This is a genomic window from Loktanella sp. R86503 (assembly GCF_042466455.1).
Classification (GTDB): Bacteria; Pseudomonadota; Alphaproteobacteria; order Rhodobacterales; family Rhodobacteraceae; genus Loktanella.
Map to the genome: position 1 here is coordinate 2,084,126 of NZ_JAXHCI010000002.1, position 16,937 is coordinate 2,101,062.

Annotated in this window: 18 protein-coding genes and 1 pseudogene; 14 read left to right on the plus strand and 5 right to left on the minus strand. The window is 62.4% G+C overall.

Annotated features, from left to right (window positions below; all coding sequences use genetic code 11):
* Window positions 1–118: 118 nt before the first annotated feature.
* From SJY10_RS11250 to SJY10_RS11285, 8 genes and pseudogenes are all read left to right on the plus strand, one after another.
* Window positions 119–283: pseudogene (locus SJY10_RS11250) on the plus strand (GNAT family N-acetyltransferase); the annotation flags it as partial.
* A gap of 145 nt (window positions 284–428) precedes the next feature.
* On the plus strand, window positions 429–1,745 hold the full coding sequence (locus SJY10_RS11255) for a hypothetical protein (protein ID WP_386682599.1): 1,317 nt from the start codon (window positions 429–431) through the stop codon (window positions 1,743–1,745).
* Complete coding sequence (locus SJY10_RS11260) at window positions 1,742–2,557, plus strand: hypothetical protein (RefSeq protein WP_386682601.1); 816 nt, start codon at window positions 1,742–1,744, stop codon at window positions 2,555–2,557. The genes SJY10_RS11255 and SJY10_RS11260 overlap by 4 nt, the downstream gene beginning before the upstream one ends.
* A 233-nt stretch (window positions 2,558–2,790) precedes the next feature.
* Window positions 2,791–3,825 (plus strand): alanine racemase, encoded by a 1,035-nt coding sequence (gene alr / locus SJY10_RS11265; protein WP_386682603.1) that lies wholly within the window; start codon window positions 2,791–2,793, stop codon window positions 3,823–3,825.
* A 345-nt stretch (window positions 3,826–4,170) separates the two neighbouring features.
* On the plus strand, window positions 4,171–4,986 hold the full coding sequence (locus SJY10_RS11270) for a DNA repair protein (RefSeq protein WP_386682605.1): 816 nt from the start codon (window positions 4,171–4,173) through the stop codon (window positions 4,984–4,986).
* Window positions 4,983–5,435, plus strand: a complete 453-nt coding sequence (locus tag SJY10_RS11275) for a paraquat-inducible protein A (RefSeq protein WP_386682607.1) — start codon at window positions 4,983–4,985, stop codon at window positions 5,433–5,435. Before SJY10_RS11270 ends, SJY10_RS11275 begins: the two co-directional genes overlap by 4 nt.
* 78 nt (window positions 5,436–5,513) lie before the next feature.
* On the plus strand, window positions 5,514–6,884 hold the full coding sequence (gene radA, locus SJY10_RS11280; RefSeq protein ID WP_386682609.1) for a DNA repair protein RadA: 1,371 nt from the start codon (window positions 5,514–5,516) through the stop codon (window positions 6,882–6,884).
* A gap of 17 nt (window positions 6,885–6,901) precedes the next feature.
* The gene (locus tag SJY10_RS11285) at window positions 6,902–7,465 is read left to right on the plus strand and encodes a CvpA family protein (protein ID WP_386682611.1); all 564 of its coding nucleotides are present in this window, start codon (window positions 6,902–6,904) and stop codon (window positions 7,463–7,465) included.
* Between the two features lie 18 nt (window positions 7,466–7,483).
* On the opposite strand, the gene SJY10_RS11290 is transcribed toward SJY10_RS11285, so the two are convergent.
* Complete coding sequence (locus tag SJY10_RS11290; RefSeq protein WP_386682613.1) at window positions 7,484–8,605, minus strand: AI-2E family transporter; 1,122 nt, start codon at window positions 8,603–8,605, stop codon at window positions 7,484–7,486.
* A gap of 261 nt (window positions 8,606–8,866) precedes the next feature.
* On the opposite strand from SJY10_RS11290, the gene purF reads away from it, so the two are divergent.
* The 6 genes from purF to SJY10_RS11320 all read left to right on the plus strand — a co-directional run bounded on the left by purF (window position 8,867) and on the right by SJY10_RS11320 (window position 14,297).
* A complete protein-coding gene (gene purF / locus SJY10_RS11295) occupies window positions 8,867–10,348 on the plus strand; it encodes an amidophosphoribosyltransferase (protein ID WP_386684637.1) in 1,482 nt (493 codons plus the stop codon).
* A gap of 169 nt (window positions 10,349–10,517) precedes the next feature.
* Window positions 10,518–10,775: a hypothetical protein gene (locus SJY10_RS11300; protein WP_386682614.1), complete on the plus strand. Its 258-nt coding sequence runs from the start codon at window positions 10,518–10,520 to the stop codon at window positions 10,773–10,775.
* Between the two features lie 42 nt (window positions 10,776–10,817).
* Window positions 10,818–11,462, plus strand: a complete 645-nt coding sequence (locus tag SJY10_RS11305; protein ID WP_386682616.1) for an SDR family NAD(P)-dependent oxidoreductase — start codon at window positions 10,818–10,820, stop codon at window positions 11,460–11,462.
* Window positions 11,463–11,570: 108 nt separating this feature from the next.
* Window positions 11,571–12,365, plus strand: a complete 795-nt coding sequence (gene surE / locus SJY10_RS11310; protein WP_386682618.1) for a 5'/3'-nucleotidase SurE — start codon at window positions 11,571–11,573, stop codon at window positions 12,363–12,365.
* Window positions 12,362–13,000: a protein-L-isoaspartate(D-aspartate) O-methyltransferase gene (locus SJY10_RS11315; RefSeq protein WP_386682620.1), complete on the plus strand. Its 639-nt coding sequence runs from the start codon at window positions 12,362–12,364 to the stop codon at window positions 12,998–13,000. Before surE ends, SJY10_RS11315 begins: the two co-directional genes overlap by 4 nt.
* Before the next feature lie 73 nt (window positions 13,001–13,073).
* On the plus strand, window positions 13,074–14,297 hold the full coding sequence (locus SJY10_RS11320; protein WP_386682622.1) for a peptidoglycan DD-metalloendopeptidase family protein: 1,224 nt from the start codon (window positions 13,074–13,076) through the stop codon (window positions 14,295–14,297).
* A gap of 102 nt (window positions 14,298–14,399) precedes the next feature.
* Here SJY10_RS11320 and SJY10_RS11325 read toward each other — a convergent pair whose 3' ends face one another.
* Genes SJY10_RS11325 through SJY10_RS11340 form a run of 4 tightly spaced genes read right to left on the minus strand, consistent with a single transcriptional unit; the run spans window position 14,400 to window position 16,878 of the window.
* Complete coding sequence (locus tag SJY10_RS11325) at window positions 14,400–15,239, minus strand: ATP-binding protein (protein ID WP_386682624.1); 840 nt, start codon at window positions 15,237–15,239, stop codon at window positions 14,400–14,402.
* Window positions 15,236–16,120, minus strand: a complete 885-nt coding sequence (gene tatC, locus SJY10_RS11330; RefSeq protein WP_386682626.1) for a twin-arginine translocase subunit TatC — start codon at window positions 16,118–16,120, stop codon at window positions 15,236–15,238. The genes SJY10_RS11325 and tatC overlap by 4 nt, the downstream gene beginning before the upstream one ends.
* Entirely contained in the window at window positions 16,117–16,644 is a 528-nt protein-coding gene (gene tatB / locus SJY10_RS11335) for a Sec-independent protein translocase protein TatB (protein ID WP_386682627.1), read from the minus strand. Before tatB ends, tatC begins: the two co-directional genes overlap by 4 nt.
* A gap of 21 nt (window positions 16,645–16,665) precedes the next feature.
* Complete coding sequence (locus SJY10_RS11340) at window positions 16,666–16,878, minus strand: twin-arginine translocase TatA/TatE family subunit (protein WP_386682629.1); 213 nt, start codon at window positions 16,876–16,878, stop codon at window positions 16,666–16,668.
* Window positions 16,879–16,937 lie beyond the last annotated feature (59 nt).

Here is a 16,937-nt window from a genome sequence, read left to right on the forward strand (position 1 = left end):
GGCCGGGGCACAGCCCATTGGCTTTGCTCTCATGCTGCCCACGGCGCAGGTGCAACATGCTCGCCGCGGCATCGGTTTACACCACCTGTACGTCGCGCCGGATTAGCACGGCAAAGGCGTTGGTCGCGCTCTGATGACCAACGTGGAAACGCACGCCCGCACATTGCACTGCAGCTACGTCACCATTGGGACCGATCCGCAAAATATCAGCGCGCAAGTTGCCTACGAATCCCTTGGGTATATACGCCGCACCCCCGGCCCACGCTTTTCGAAAAAGCTCTGACGTCCCCTTCTTCTGGTCATAAATATCCTGCGGAGGTGTGGAGGCGCAAAGCCTCCACGCGGCCCGGCACGGGACGCCCACGACCCTGTCAGTTGCAACCCGCGTGCGCGGCCCTATCTTGGACCAAACCACCGAAAGGGCCGCCATGACCGACGAACACAACCTGACCCGTACCCAGGCCCGCAACATCCGCAACGCCCGCGACCTAGAGGATCATGTCACCTGGCTCGACAGCATCACCGGCACGGCGCTTGGCGTGCTGGCCGTGGCCTCCGGCATCTATACCTACCTTGGCGTCTCATCCCTGCTGGATGACAACGGTGCGCTCTCGGTCTTTGCCGCGCTGGCTTATTCCGTCGCTGTCTCGGTCGGTATTTTCGTTTTCTGGTCCTACATGATGCGCCTGGTGCCCGCCGTGCGCACCGCCGCCGCCCGCATCGGCCTTGGGCTGTCGATGATCCTTGGCAGCCTTGCGATCGTCGCCATGTCGTCATGGCTGAACGCCGCCGCCCTTGCCGGCGCTGCCGCCGTGGAACAGCATCTGGCCACCACCGTGCAACAATACCAGACCGCGCTTGAACGCAGCGACGAGATTACGCAATCGGCCCAATCTTTGGCCCGCGACGTGGCCCGCGTGCGCCAGTCCTTTGACGACCTCAGCGAACAAGAAGCCACCGGCCAGCTGTCTGGCTTCGCCGGCCAGGGCGCAGTCTTTCGCCTGCTGCGCCAGAAATCCGACGAACTCGCCGCGCTCGAGGCGCAGATCATTGCCCAGCAACCCCTTGTCGAACAGGCCTTCGCAGAAGGTAACGCCAGCCTGTCGCGCATGCGCGCCCTGACCGTAGAACAAGGCCCGGTTGAAGCCCGCTCCGTTCCCTTCTCCGAAGAAGCCGTGCGCCTTGCCAATGTCATCACCCAGCTGCGCCAGCTTTCCGTCGCGCCATTGGTGAACCGCGCCGCGACCGATCTGACAGACGCTGTCGTCCTGCCAAGCCTTGACGGCTCTGACAGCGACACCCGCGCAGGCCAGCAGGCGACGATTGATTCGGTGCTGTCGGTGTTGCAACAACGGGCCCAGACCTTGCAGGCCGCCGCGCAGGATGTGCTGGCTATGACCCCGCCGCAGGACATCAGCTATACCCCGATCAGCGCCGCCGATGCGGTGATCCTTTATGCCGGCAATTTCATTCCCAGCTGGGCCGGTGCCATCGCCATCGATCTGCTGCCCGCAGTGCTGGTGCTGATCCTTGCCGTTACACAGGCCGCGATCCGCACAGGCCGCGACGGCACCGCGGTCGAGGATTCGATGACCCTGTCGGAACTGCGTGCGGCCATCACCGCGATGCGCGATATGGAAACCTCACTTGCCGCCCCGCCGCAAGACACCAAGCATCTCCCCCAATCCAAAGCGCTAAATGAACCGCAAGGCCCCGCCGCCGCGCAGGACAAGCCCACCGCATGAAAAACCGCCCCCCGCCCTTGCCGGATTCAGCTGAACCTTTGACCAACGCCGCCCCGCGCTGGCCCGCCAGCCGCATGCTGCGCTGGATCTTTGGCCTGCAACTGGTCTTTGCAGCCATCCTGCTCGGCTCCGACATGCTGCGCGTGCTACCGCAACTTGCCTTTCCGTCCAGTGCGCCCGATATCACCCAGCCGCTTGGCCCCGGCGATCAGACCCGGCGCTATGACCCGGCACAAATCGATCCGCGCCCGGCCCGCCCCGGCACGCGCCCGATCCCCGCAACAACCGACATGCCCTCGCGGCTGGACTTTGTGGATACGGTCTGGGATGGCCAGCCCGTCATCACCCTGACCGGCCAGATCGCCCCCGGTGACGCCGCCCGCTTTGCCGATTTCCTGACCACCGTCGACCCCGCACCCACACAGGCTTTCCTGAACTCCCCCGGCGGCTCGGTGCAGGATGCCCTCGACATGGGCCGACAGATCCGCAGCCTTGGTATCAACACCCGCATGACGGCCACTGACATCTGCCTGTCCGCCTGCCCCTACCTTCTGGCCGCCGGAACAGCCCGCTCGGTCGCGGATGGCGCCCTTGTCGGCGTGCACCAACACTACTTTGGCGAAAACACCGCTCTGCCCGCCTTCATGGCCGTCGAAAACATCCAGCGCGGTCAGGGCGAGGTGATGGAATACCTCTCCGATATGGATATCGACCCGCTGATTATGCGTCACGCGCTTCTGACACCGCCCGATGAAATCTACCTGCTGACCCCGGCCGAGATGGAGAGCTACCAGCTCACGACACCGCAATAACGCCCCCCCATTTCGACCGCCTCCCGCCATCCCCTTTCATCTGGCCCAATAAACTCCCGCCGGAGGCCCCGCCATCGCCCCCCCCGCGGACCTGCCCCGTGATTTTTCCCTTCCGGTCTGCCCGGTTCACCCCTTTTATTTTTCCCCGACTACACCGAACTAGGCCCGCCCCCGCGACAAAGGCGAAATCCCGCCTCTTGCCGCCGCACCCCTGTCCTGTCAAAAGATGCGCCATGAGCACTGGACACCTGACAATCGATCTTGCGGCCCTTGCCGCGAACTGGCGCAGCCTGAATGCCTTGACGTCGTGCGAAACCGCCGCCGTCATCAAGGCGGACGCCTACGGCCTCGGCTCCGACCGCGTTGCCAAGGCGCTGGCCAAACAAGGCGTGCGCACCTTCTATGTCGCCATGGCCGAAGAAGGTGCCGCCGTGCGCGCCGCTGTGGGCGACAAGGCGCAAATTCGCGTGCTGACGGGACACATGCGCGGCGATACCGATATGATCGCCGACCTGAACCTGACGCCGATCCTCAACACCATCGACCAAATCAACCGCCATTTCGAGGCGCTGCCGGACCATCCTTTCGGTCTGCAGCTGGACACAGGCATGAACCGTCTGGGCCTTGAATGGGACGACTGGGCGGCCGTGGCAGAGGCGGCGCTGCGCCGCAAGCCGGTGATCGTCATGTCGCATCTGGCTTGCGCGGACGAACCTGACCACCCGATGAATCCATATCAGCTGGACGTGTTTCATCAAATGACTGATGGAATCACCACCCCGCGGTCTTTGGCGGCGACGGGCGGAATTTTGCTGGGCCCGGAATACCATTTCGACGAATGCCGCCCCGGCATCGGCCTTTATGGCGGCCTGCCGTTCGAAGACGCCCGCCCCGTCGTGCGCCTGGATCTGCCCGTGGTGCAAATCCGTGATCTGACAGCTGGCGAAGTCGTGGGATACGGCAATTCGTGGCAGGCGGAACGGCCGACCCGTCTGGCCACCATCGCTGCAGGTTACGCGGACGGGCTTCTGCGCGCCCTGTCGCGTGGCGCGATGTTGTATCACGGCGATACCCCCTGCCCGCTGGTGGGCCGGGTGTCGATGGACCTGATCACCGTGGACGTGACCGACCTGAACGAAGATCCCGCCGCGCTGGCCTTTATCTGTGATGCCCAGCCCGTCGACCGCCTTGCGCAAAGTGCGGGCACCATCGGCTATGAAATGCTGACGGGGCTTAGCGCCCGTTACTCGCGGCGATACGTCGGCTGACCAACAACCGATTCGCCCGCTTTGCGTAATCGGGGGGGGGCCGTGCCATGCGGCAACGGATCAGCGGTTGGCCCCTCGATAAATGACGGCTGCACTATTGTTTCCATGCGATGCATAATGGCGGTTAGCAGCCTGCACGTATTGGCTATGCGATGCTTTAATAGCCAGCGCGCCGTGCCGCCAACGGCCCGCGCCGGGGTTTCACACTTGCAAAAGAACAGCGGCAGTTTCTGTAGCCGAAACAATTGCCCGATGACGCCGAGAGCAAACCGATAGACCCCGTCACAAATTGGTCCCACAATAAGGTAAGCATTACTTAACGTTACAAACATAGAACGGCAGACAATGATCCAGACCCTGCGCGACATGGCGCGGCTGATGCAAAGCCTTGCCCTTTTCACGGTGTCGATCTGTGCCGTCGCGGCCATCTGTTACACGGCCCTGTGCGCCATTGGTGTTGCGGGCTGGCTGCAGCTTGACGCATCCTTTGGCGGCACGGACTTTCGCGATGCCGGGCCTTGGGTCCAGGGGGCGCTGACCGCCCTTGTGGCCGCGATGGCCTTTTTTCTGCCCAGTCATCTGCGCCTGATGAAACTGGAAACCAGCCACCGCAACTTTCACATCAGCATGGACGACGTGGCCCGCGCCTATCATGACGTCCACGCCGCTGACCGGGCAGGAGTTTTTACACTCAGCTCTGAATTTGACGCGGTACGCGAACGTCTTGCTTATCTGCGCGACCACCCCGATCTGTCGCATCTTGAAAGCGGCGTGATGGAAGTCGCGGCACAGATGAGCGTGCAAAGCCGGCATCTGGCAGAGGTCTATTCGGCCGAACGCGTCGCCCGCGCCAAAGCCTTTTTGCGCCAGCGCCAGCAAGCCGCAGAAGAGCAGCAGGAACGCATCATCGAAGCGATGCACATCTGCGAACAGATCCGCGCCTGGTCCGATCAGGTCGAACGGGAAGAGGCCCGCGTTGCCAGCCAGCTCGCCCATCTGGACGACCGCCTGCAAATCACCTTGCCCCTGCTGGGCTATGCGCTGGAACATGACGAAGCGCTGGATCATGCCCAACTGCAGGCCGCAGCAGACCGCCGCGCGGCGCAAGGCGGCGGCAGCGACAACATCGTCGCGATCAAGGCGAAGGCCGCAACACAATGACGGCACCGGCATGGCTGCGCTGGCTCAACCTTGCGCTTTTGATCCTATTTCCACTGTCATGGTTCGCGCCGCTTTTGCGCGCGGGGTTTCTGCCCTTGTTCGGCCTATCGGATATCAGCGTCATTTCGGGCCTGCAAAGCCTGTGGCCTAGCGATCCGTTGCTGGCCTTGGTCGTGACCGCGCTTGCGCTTTTCGCACCGATGCTAAAAACCATCGGCCTTGCCCTGATACATTCCGATCTTCTTAGCCCGCGCTTGCTGCCTGCCTTGGCCTGGGCTGGCAAACTGGCGATGGCGGATGTCTTTCTGATTGCCCTTTATGTCGTGATCCTAAAAGGCGCGGGCATCGGGCGCGTCGAAACGGCCTGGGGGCTATGGTTGTTCACGGCCTGTATCCTTGCCTCTATCCTTGTGTCCGGCCTGACACAGCGCCACTTGCCAAAACACTGACGCGCGCGGCCCGTCCGATTTTTCGCCGAAAAATCGGCCCCCGTTGCAACTGCCGCATTTCCGGTCCAAAAGGTGAACATGGCCAAAGATCTTGCATTCACCTGTTCTGCCTGCGGCGCGTCGACCAGCAAATGGTCCGGCAAATGCGACGCTTGCGGTGCCTGGAACACCATTCACGAAGACACGGGCCTTGCCGCCGGTCCCAAGAAAACCTCTATCGGCGGGCGGCGCGGCAAAACGCTTAAGCTGACCGATCTTGCCACGCAAGAGGCCGCACCGCCCCGCACCCTTGCGGGCGTCGAAGAGTTGGACCGCGTGTTGGGCGGCGGCTTGGTTAAGGCCTCTGCCCTATTGGTCGGCGGCGATCCGGGGATCGGGAAATCAACTTTGCTGCTGCAAGCCGCCGCGCGGTTTGCGCGCAACGGGCTCAAGGTCATCTATGTCTCGGGCGAGGAATCAAACGCGCAGGTGCAGATGCGCGCACACCGGCTGGGGCTGGAAAAAAGCCCTGTCATGCTTGCCTCTGACACCAACCTGCGCGACATCCTGACCACGCTGGAGGCGGAAAAACCCGATCTGACGATCATCGATTCGATCCAAACCATGTGGGCGGACCATGTCGATTCGGCCCCCGGTTCCGTCAGCCAAGTCCGCACCTGCGCGCACGAGCTGACGACCTTTGCCAAGACGCACGAAATGTCCGTGATCATGGTCGGCCATGTGACGAAAGAAGGGGCCATCGCCGGCCCCCGTGTGGTCGAACACATGGTCGATACTGTGCTGTATTTCGAAGGCGAGCGTGGCCACCAGTTCCGCATCCTGCGCAGTGTGAAAAACCGCTTTGGCCCCGCGGATGAAATCGGCGTGTTCGAGATGACCGGTAAAGGTCTGGCCGAGGTGCGCAACCCGTCCGCCCTGTTCCTGTCCGAGCGCGGAGAGCCGGCACCCGGATCGGTGGTTTTCGCAGGGATTGAGGGCACGCGCCCTGTCTTGTGCGAAATTCAGGCTCTGGTCGCCCCCAGCCCTCACAGCCAGCCGCGCCGGTCCGTCGTAGGCTGGGATGGCGGGCGGCTTGCAATGATCATGGCCGTTTTGGAATCGCGCTGCGGCGTGCCCTTCACCGGGCTTGACGTCTATCTGAACGTCGCTGGCGGCCTGCGGATCACCGAACCTGCCGCGGATCTGGCCGTTGCCGCGGCCCTTGTCAGTGCCCGCGAAGACGCAGCTTTACCCAAGGAAGCCGTTGTTTTTGGGGAAATCAGTCTGTCCGGTGCGCTTCGTCCCGTCATTCAGACGGAAAATAGATTGAAAGAGGCGCAAAAACTTGGTTTTACCTCGGCGATCATGCCGCGGCCGCCGAAAGGCACCGGGGCTGCCGGACTGGACCTGCGTGAAATGCAGGATCTGGCTGGTTTCGTAGAACAGGTCTTTGGCGCACGCCAAGGCTGACCCCGGGGGGACATCCATTGGAAGGTTTCACAATCATCGACGCCGTTGTCGCTGGTATCATCGTGATTTCGGCGCTGCTGGCCTACAGCCGCGGCCTGGTCCGAGAGGCGATGGCGATTGCAGGCTGGATCGGTGCCACAGTGCTGGCGTTTATATTTGCGCCGCAAGTGCAGCCGCTGGTCAAGCAGATCCCGGGGCTCGACAGCTTTATCGGTGACAGCTGCGAATTGTCGATCATCGCCGCCTTTGCCGCTGTCTTTGCCGTGGCGTTGGTGGTCGTGTCGATCTTTACGCCGCTGTTTTCCAGCGTCGTGCAGCGGTCCGCCCTGAACGGGCTGGATCAGGCGGCCGGCTTTTTGTTCGGCGTTTTCCGGGGCGTGCTGCTGGTGGCGGTTGCGTTCTTTGTCTACCAGACGGTGTTGTCCAGCCAGAACATCGCCATGGTGGACGGCAGCCGGTCTGCCGTCGTGTTCAGCAACATCACCGGCAAGATCGCAGAACGTGATCCAGAAGCCACGCTGTCCTGGGTCACGGCCCAGTACCAGCAGCTGGTCGGTGAATGCGGCGCACCCGCCGAATAAATCGGCGTAGCCTTTTCCCTATGATGCGGCGGGCCCTGTAACGGGGTTCGCCGTTTGCGTTTCAGCCTCTTCGCTGTGGTGCACTTCATCCGCCGCCCCAAGGAAATTGCTGACGATCTGCATCCCCTCGACGTTGTCGGCGACGACCTTGAACACAACAAGGAAAGGCACAGCCACCAAGGCACCCGCGATACCCCAAAGCCAGCCCCACAGGACGACCGTCAAAAACACCGCTGGCGTGTTCAGCTCCAGCCTGCGGCCCAGCAACGTGGGCGTGACGAAATTGCCTTCAATGGTGGTCAGGGCCAGATAAGCGGCGGGTGCCAGCAGCGCATAGCCAACGCTGTCAAAGGTGATGATCGACAGCGCAGCAACCATCGCAACGCCGGTAATCGCGCCCAGATAAGGCAGAAAGTTCAACAAGAACGCCGCGATGCCCCAAATATACGCATAGGGCATGCCCAGCAGGGTCAGGGCAGAACCGACGCAGATGCCTAGGCCCGCATTGATCAGGGCAATTGTCAGCAGGTAATGCGACACCCGCCGTTCGATGTCGTAAACCATGGTCAGGGCGCGCTTCTTGCCGCTCATCGTCTGGAACGACTGCACCAGCTTGATATAAAACATGTTGCCGGACGACAGCAGGAACACGGCCAGCACAAGCGCGACAGCCGTGGTGGCACCGATGGTGCTGATCACATCCATCGCGCTATCCAGCAGGGTCGGCTGCTTAACTACGACTTCTTGCACAGCTGGATCCGCGCCGGCCATGCTGGCCACATCTTCGCCTGCCTGACGCACATTTTCCAACTGGCGGAACAGGCCGCTCATCTTGGCCTGCAGTTCATGGCCCATAGTGTCAGCCGTATCCATCCAGCCGACAATGGTGCCAGATGCAAAGTAGATAACCGCGACAACTGCCGCTGCGACCGCCCCGATCAGCACCACTGCAGAGGCCCAGTGCGGCACACCGATGCGAGCCAGCCCGCGGGTCAGGGGCGACAGGGTCAGGGCAATCAAAAATCCCAAAAGGATCGGCAGCAGCAGATCCTTTGCAAAATAACAGGTAACGAAAACCGCGATCAACATGATCACGTTCAGACTGCGACGGATCGCTTCAAGGTGGGTGGCGCGTATCATCAGGGGCCTGACATTGATTGAAAATGCGGCAAAACGCGCCGGTCTGCTTACTCGTTACACAAATCACTAACGCGTCATCCGCATGCTGGTTCCGCTGCGGTAAAATATCGCGGGAACGCAGCCCGCCGCGCTGCGGCAATTAAAGCCGGGGCGCGTGTATCAGTCTCGTGACATGGGTGCCGTTACGGGTTAAGACCCCCGCAACTTCCCCGGATTCGGAGCTGCCCCGTGCCAGAAGCGACCTCCCCCCGCGCCACTGACTTGGCGAAGGCATTGCCAAGCCATCCTTTTGATTATGACGCCGACAGTGACAAGCTGCGCGAGGAATGCGGGGTCTTTGGCGTCGTCGGCGTGACAGAAGCCAGCAACTTTATCGCGCTTGGCCTGCACGCGCTGCAACATCGGGGCCAGGAAGCCGGCGGCATCGTCACATACGACGCCACCACCGGTTTTAATCAGGCCCGCCGCATGGGCCTGGTGCGGGACACCTTTACCAGCGCCGATATGATGGCGATGCTGCCGGGCGAAGTCGGGATCGGCCACGTCCGCTATTCCACTGCCGGTCACAAGGGGCAGACCGCAATCCGCGACGTCCAGCCCTTTTTTGGCGAATTTTCCATGGGCGGGGCCGCGATTGCCCATAACGGCAACATCACTAACGCCGTCGCCCTGCGCAAGGAACTGATCGAGCGCGGCTCGATCTTTCAAAGCTCGTCTGATTCCGAGTGCATCATCCACCTGATGGCCCGGTCGATGGGCCGCACCATCCCCGACCGTATGGAAGAAGCCCTGCGCAAGGTCGAAGGCGCGTTTTCCGTCGTCGCCATGACCCGCACAAAGCTGATCGGCTGCCGCGACCCCTTGGGTGTGCGCCCGCTGGTGCTGGGCAAACTGGGTGATGGCTGGGTGCTGGCGTCAGAGACATGCGCGCTCGACATCGTCGGTGCCGACCTGATCCGCGAAATCGAACCGGGCGAAATGGTCGTGATCAGCGCCGCAGCCGGCGTGCAGTCGCACTTTCCCTTCCGCCGGGCCAAGCCGCGGTTCTGCATCTTCGAACACGTGTATTTCAGCCGCCCCGACAGCATTATCGGCGGCCGGTCCGTTTATGAAACCCGCGAAGCCATTGGCCGCGAGCTGGCCAAGGAAGCGCCCGTTGCGGCTGATCTGGTCTGCCCTGTCCCGGACAGCGGCACGCCGGCGGCCATCGGCTTTTCGCTGGAATCGGGCATTCCCTATGCGATGGGGATCATCCGCAACCAGTATATGGGCCGCACCTTTATCGAGCCGTCAGAACAGATCCGCAACATGGGTGTGCGTCTGAAACTGAACGTCAACCGCGCCCTGATCCGCGGCAAGCGCGTCATTCTGGTGGATGACAGCGTCGTGCGCGGCACCACCAGCCAAAAGATTAAGGAAATGATCCTAGAAGCCGGCGCAGCCGAGGTGCATTTCCGCATCGCATCCCCGCCGACGCAGTGGCCCTGCTTTTACGGTGTCGACACGCCAGAACGGGAAAAGCTGCTGGCCGCCCGCATGACAGAGGACGAAATGCGCGATCATCTGGGCGTCGATTCGCTCAAGTTCATCTCGCTTGACGGTCTTTACCGCGCGGTGGGCGAATCTGCTGGTCGCGATTCCAAGTCACCCCAGTACTGCGACGCCTGCTTTTCAGGGGAATATCCGGTCGCGCCGACCGATATGATCGATCGCGGCTTCAAAACGAAAGTTGCGGCAGAGTAAACGCGCCAGACACGTTTGCGTCAGGCGCGGCGCATCGGCCAAGCTTTGCTGCCGGTGCGATGCGCGGCGGCGGACTATCGCACACCGCAAGGGCCGTTCGCTGGGCGGCCCTTTTCTTTTCCCGCTGCGCATTGCATCGCTGCTGCTTCACTGCAGGACACGCAATGTTATGACGACTTCAACCGATGTGGGCCAATTGGCCAAAAGCAAATCCCAGATCCAGCTTGACCGGATTACGGTGATCGGCCTGTTCACGGGACCGCAGGGCGACAGCGCCTTGCTGCGTATGCGCGACGGTGCCATCGAAAAGGTAACTACTGGCGATCAGGCGGGCGGGCTGACCGTACTGGCGATTGATGCCACAGCGATCACCCTGCGCGACCGCCGCGGCCAAAGCTTTCAGCTTGGTCTGCCGGGGGCGGCCTGACAACACTTTACAGACCGCGCCCCTTGCGGCACATACGCCGCCATGACTGATAAAATTGCCCTGATCACTGGTGCGTCGCGTGGCCTTGGGGCCGCGATCGCCAAGGCGCTTGCGCCCGAATATCACATCGTCGCCGTCGCCCGCACCGTCGGCGCGCTGGAAGAGCTTGACGACGCCATTCAGGCCAAAGGCGGTCAAGCAACGCTGGCCCCGATGGATGTGACGACGGATGCCGCCATGCAGCAGCTGTGCCGGGGCATTCATGACCGCTGGGGCAAGGTCGATCTGTGGGTGCATACCGCCATCCATGCCGCGCCCCTGTCCCCTGCAAGCCATATCGGCCCCAAGGATTTTGCGTCCTCCATGGACGTGAACGTCACCGCCATGCAGCGGCTGATGTCCTATGTCGCGCCCTTGCTGGGCACCGCCGGCCGCGCCGTGTTCTGCGACGACACCGCAGCGGGCACCAAATTCCACGGCACCTATGGCGCGACCAAAGCGGCGCAAATGGCACTGGTCCGGTCCTGGGCTGCGGAAACCGTGCAGACCGGCCCGCAGGTCGCGATCATCGCCCCTGCCCCCATGCCCACCGCCCTGCGCGCCCGGTTTTTCCCCGGCGAGGACCGCAGCGCACTTGCCTCGCCCGACAGCGAGGCTGTCCGGCTGCTGGATCAGATCAAACCCTGATTCCCCAAAGCCACAAACCACGACCAAAAGGCCCCGATCTTCCGCGCCATGCCTTGTGACCGGGGCGCGTCTCTCATACCCTAACAGCACCAGTGAACCGGGGCTTTCATGCGGATCTTGATTACCAACGACGACGGCATCAACGCACCTGGCCTTGTCGTGCTGGACGCATTGGCCCGTGATCTGGCCGGCCCGCAGGGCGAGGTATGGACCGTCGCCCCTGCGTTCGAACAATCCGGCGTCGGCCACTGCATCAGCTATACCCATCCCACGATGATTTCTGAATTCGGCCCGCGCCGTTTCGCCGCCGAAGGCACGCCTGCCGATTGCGTCATGGCGGGGATTTATGACGTGATGAAGGACTGCCGCCCGGACCTGATCCTGTCCGGCGTCAACCGCGGCAATAACGCGGCCGAAAACGTGCTTTATTCCGGTACCATCGGTGCCGCCATGGAAGGCGCGCTGCAAGGCGTGCGGTCCATCGCGCTGTCGCAATTCTATGGCCCCCGCAACGCCGGGCTGGACGATCCGTTCGAAGCCGCCGCCGCAGGCGGGGCCGTGCTGCGGCATCTGATGGACGATGCGTTCTGGGACACGGCAGATTACCCGCTGTTTTATAACATCAACTTCCCCCCCGTCCCCGCCGCAGAGGTCAAGGGCACGCGCCTGACCCGCCAAGGCCTGCGCCGCGGCGTGCACCACAAGGTCGAGGCACAGGATTCCCCGTCTGGCCGCCGGTTTTTGTGGGTCCGCGGCGGCGATCAGCAGGTGCGCACGGCGGACGGCACGGATGCGGCAGCGAACCTGGACGATTACGTTTCTGTCACACCGCTGCGGGCGGACCTGACGGCGCATGATGCGTTCGACCGCCTGACGGCGCAGCTTTCCGGCAAGCTCGGGTGACGGACGCGCAGACAAAAATGCAATTCTTATTTGCCTTGCGCAGCAAGGGCGTCACCGACTCGCGTGTCCTGCACGCCATGGAAAAAATCGACCGCGCCGCCTTTGTGCGCGGCCTGTTTGCCGAACGCGCCTATGAGGACATGCCGCTGCCGATCCCCTGCGGCCAGACGATCAGCCAGCCATCCGTGGTCGGCCTGATGACGCAGGCGCTGGACGTGCAGCCGCGCCATAAGGTTTTGGAAATCGGCACCGGGTCCGGCTATCAGGCCGCAATCCTGAGCCAGCTTGCACGCCGTGTCTATTCCATCGACCGGTTCAAACGTCTGGTGACAGAGGCGCAGGCGGTTTTTGCCTCTCTTGGTATTGCCAATATCACCGCCATGACTGCCGACGGCAGCCACGGTCTGGCCGAACAGGCCCCCTTTGACCGCATCCTGCTGACCGCCGCCGCTGAAGACCCGCCCAGCCCCCTGCTGGCGCAGCTTCGCGTGGGCGGCATCATGGTGCTGCCGGTAGGTCAATCCGATACGGTGCAAAGCCTGATCCGCGTCACACGCCTTGAAAAAGGCTTTGACTACGAGGAATTGCGCCCAGTCCGGTTTGTCCCCTTGATCGAAGGGTTGGGTCAGGACTAGAACCTTTGAAACGCCTCGTATAAGGGGCAAGCGGCCCCAACGCGCGGGCAAGATACGACAGGACACTGCAGCCATGACATATTCTTCGACACACGGATTGCGCCGCATTGCCTTTGCAACTTCTGCGTTGGCCATTCTGGCTGCCTGCGACACGGCGCTGCCGGATCTGGATTTCCGCGACCGTGCCGGCGGGTTCGATACCTCGCCCGCCGTTGCAGATCTGCCTAGCCGGCCCCAGCCCGACAACCGCGGCGTGATTTCCTATCCCGGCTATCAGGTCGTTGTGGCCCGCCGCGGCGATACCATCGCCAGCATCGCATCCCGGCTTGATCTGCAAAGCGGAACGCTTGCCAGCTTTAATGGCGTCAGCCCCGATGCAATCCTGCGCGAAGGCGAAGTCGTCGCCTTGCCAGGCCGCGTGTCTGAACCATCCCCCGCGACGGGCGCGGCAACCACCGGCCCGATCGACATCAGCGGCATCGCCACAACCGCGCTGGACCGGGCATCCCCGGTTGTGACCGGCGGCCTTGCGCCCTTGCCATCCAGCGGAACGGAACCAGTCCGCCACAAGGTCCAACCCGGCGAGACGGCATTTTCGATCAGCCGCCTGTATAACGTACCCGTTGAAACCCTGATGAGCTGGAATGGCCTGTCCGGCGATCTGGAGGTGCGCGACGGTCAGTATCTGCTGATCCCGCAGGGCAGCCAGCCCGCCGATGTCACCGGCGGACCACTGGTCGCGCCCGGTATCGGAAGCGGATCACCGGTGCCGCCATCGGCTGCCGTGCCTTTACCGCTGGAGGCACCTATTGCCGCCAGCGCCCCGGTCGAGGCACCGCCCGCGCCGGTACTGGAAGAAGCGCCAGCGCGCACTGCTGCCGTGGAAGCCCCTGCCCCCGCAGCGCCGGCTGTACCAACACCAGCCCCCGCGGCCGCTGCGGCCAGCAGTAATGCACAATTTGTTCGCCCCGTTGCCGGCAACGTCATCCGTGACTACGCGCCAGGCAAGAACGAAGGCATCGATATTGCCGCCAGTGCCGGCACGTCGGTTAAGGCCGCGGATGCCGGTACGATTGCCGCCGTCACCACCGACACCAGTGGCACCGCCATCGTCGTCGTCAAACACGCGGGCAACCTGCTGACGGTCTATACGAACCTTGAGGGTCTGAGCGTCGCCAAGGGCGATTCCGTGACACGTGGCGGCACGCTGGGCAAAGTCAAAAGCGGTGATCCGAGCTTTGTGCATTTTGAAGTACGGCGCGGTCTTGAGTCTGTCGATCCGAACGACTTCCTGTAACATCCGGCAAATGCCGGATGCCTCCGGCGGGAGTTTAGCTGGCCAGATGAAAAGCACAGGCGCGCATCGTCGCGCGTCCGCTAGAGGTGGGCCGGGCGCGGGTTAGCCCAGCGTGACGCCGCGGCGGCCTGCAAGATCGGTAAAATACTGCCATGCGACGCGGCCGGAGCGGCTGCCGCGTGTGGCCTGCCATTCAATCGCCTCTGCCCGCAGGGTCGCTTCATCGATGTCGATGTCATGTGCGTCGCAATAGCCCCGGATCATGGCAAGGTACTGATCCTGATCGCAAGGGTGGAAGCCGAGCCAGAGGCCGAAACGGTCTGACAGGCTGACCTTTTCTTCGACCGCTTCGGCTGGGCTGATTGCAGTGGAGCGTTCATTTTCGATCATGTCGCGTGGCATCAGGTGACGGCGGTTCGATGTAGCATAAAGCACCACATTGTCGGGCCGCCCTTCGATGCCGCCGTCCAGCACAGCCTTGAGCGATTTGTAATGGCTGTCGTCATGGCTGAAGCTGAGATCATCGCAAAACAGGATGAAGCGCTGGTCGGTGCCGCGGAGCAGGTGCAGCAGCCGGTTGATACTTGGCAGGTCTTCGCGTTGTATTTCGATGATTTTCAGCCGGCCGTATTCAGCATGAAGTTTGCCGTGGATCGCCTTGACCAGACTGGATTTTCCCATGCCGCGTGCGCCCCACAACAGGGCGTTGTTGGCAGGCAGTCCGCGCGCGAAGCGTTCGGTGTTGTCAAAGAGCGTGTCGCGCGATCGATCGATGCCGACCAGAAGGTCCACGTCAATGCGGCTGACCCGGGCAACGGGGGTCAGGCCGTCGGGATCTGCGTGCCAAACAAAGGCCCCCGCCGCAGAGAAGTCGGGGGCCGCCGCAGGGCCGGGCCGCAGCCGTTCAAGTGCGGCGGCGATCCGTTCCAGCGGGTCGGTCATGGCTTCGGCTCCGCGTCCTCGTCCACGGGGTTCAGCGGGTTGCCGTACATATCCTCGTCCTCGCCGACGATACCGTTGGCGCGCAGTTCGGCCAGTCGGATGCGTTCGATCCGGGCGACAAGCTGGATGGAGATTTCGTAAAGGCCGTAGATCACGGCGAACAGGATCACCTGGCTGACCACGTCCGGCGGGGTTGCCAGTGCGGCCATCAGCAAAATGCCCACCACAGCATATTTACGCGTATTTCGCAGGCCAGCTGCGCTGACGAGGCCAGCCTTGCCCATCAGGGTCAGCAGCACCGGCAGCTGGAAACACAGACCGAAGGCGACGATGAACTTGATCGTCAGGTTCAGATAGGCCTTGGCCGAGCCCTGAAATAACAGACCAGCGGCCTGCGTCGCGGATTCAGGACCGTCCGTCAGCACATTGCCCTGCTGGAAGCCGAGGAAGAAGGTAAAGGCCAGCGGCGTGATCACATAATAGGCGAAGGCCGCGCCAAGGAAGAACATGAAAGGCGAGGCGACCAAGAAGGGCAGGAATGCGCCCTTTTCCGATTTGTAAAGGCCCGGCGCGATGAAGCGCCACATCTGGTAGCTGATGAAAGGGAACGACAGGCAAAGCCCGCCCAGCAACGAGATCTGGATCGCGACAAAGAACCCTTCTTCGAGTGCGATGAAGATCAGGCCGCAGTCCTGTCCGTCTGCGTCCAGCGCGGAACACAGCGGATGGGTCAGGAAGTCGAAGATCGGGTTCCAGACCGTAAAACAGATTACCATGCCGACGATGAAGGCCAGCAGCGATTTGATCAGGCGCGAGCGGAGTTCGGTCAGATGTTCCAGCAGTGGCGCGGCGCTGTCGTCCAATTCGTCCGATGCGCTCATGCTTCACCTGCGGGGGTTGTTTTTGGTTGCGGCGACAATGGCTTATCAGCCGAAGTTGATGTGCCGCCCCCCGTTTGCGGGGCGGCTTCGACTGTCGGAGAAGGCATTGCCATATCCGGTTCTTCGGATAGTTCGGCTGCGTCTGCCGCGGCCATTTCCCGGTCGCGCCGGTCCTGAGCCGCGCGGGCGGTCGCGGCAGAAATCTTGTCTTTTGCCGCCTGACGTTCCTGCGACAGCTTGGCCGTCTCTGTGCCCGGTTTAAAGGTAGAGCTGGCCGCGGATTTCAGTTTGTCTGTCCCGAATTTGGCCGGGTTAGCGGCGGCCTGGATCGACTTGCTGATGTCCTTGACCCCGCTGTCGTCGGCGGCGGATTCCATAGCGCGTTGGAATTCGGACGCCATGGCCCGGGCCTTGCCACTCATGCGGCCAAGCTCCCGAAACATATTCGGCAGATCTTTTGGCCCGATCACGATCAGGGCCACGATCCCCAAAAGGATCATTTCGCTCCAGCCTAGGCCGAACATACGCGGTACCTCTGGACGGGTTTAGACGTTGTCTTTTTTCGACTCGGGCGTGACATCCCGCGCATCGGCAAAGCTGTCGTCCAGTTCTTTCTTGCCGTCATCAACGCCGCGCTTGAAGGCGGTGATGCCCTTGCCGACTTCGCCCATCAGGGACGAAATCTTGCCCCGTCCGAACAGGACCAGCACGACGACGGCGATCAGCAGAAGGCCGGGAAGGCCGATATTGTTGAGCATGTAATCTCTCCTTGGCGGAACCCGGTGCCTGCGACGCCGGGCGGTTGAGGCTCGTCAGA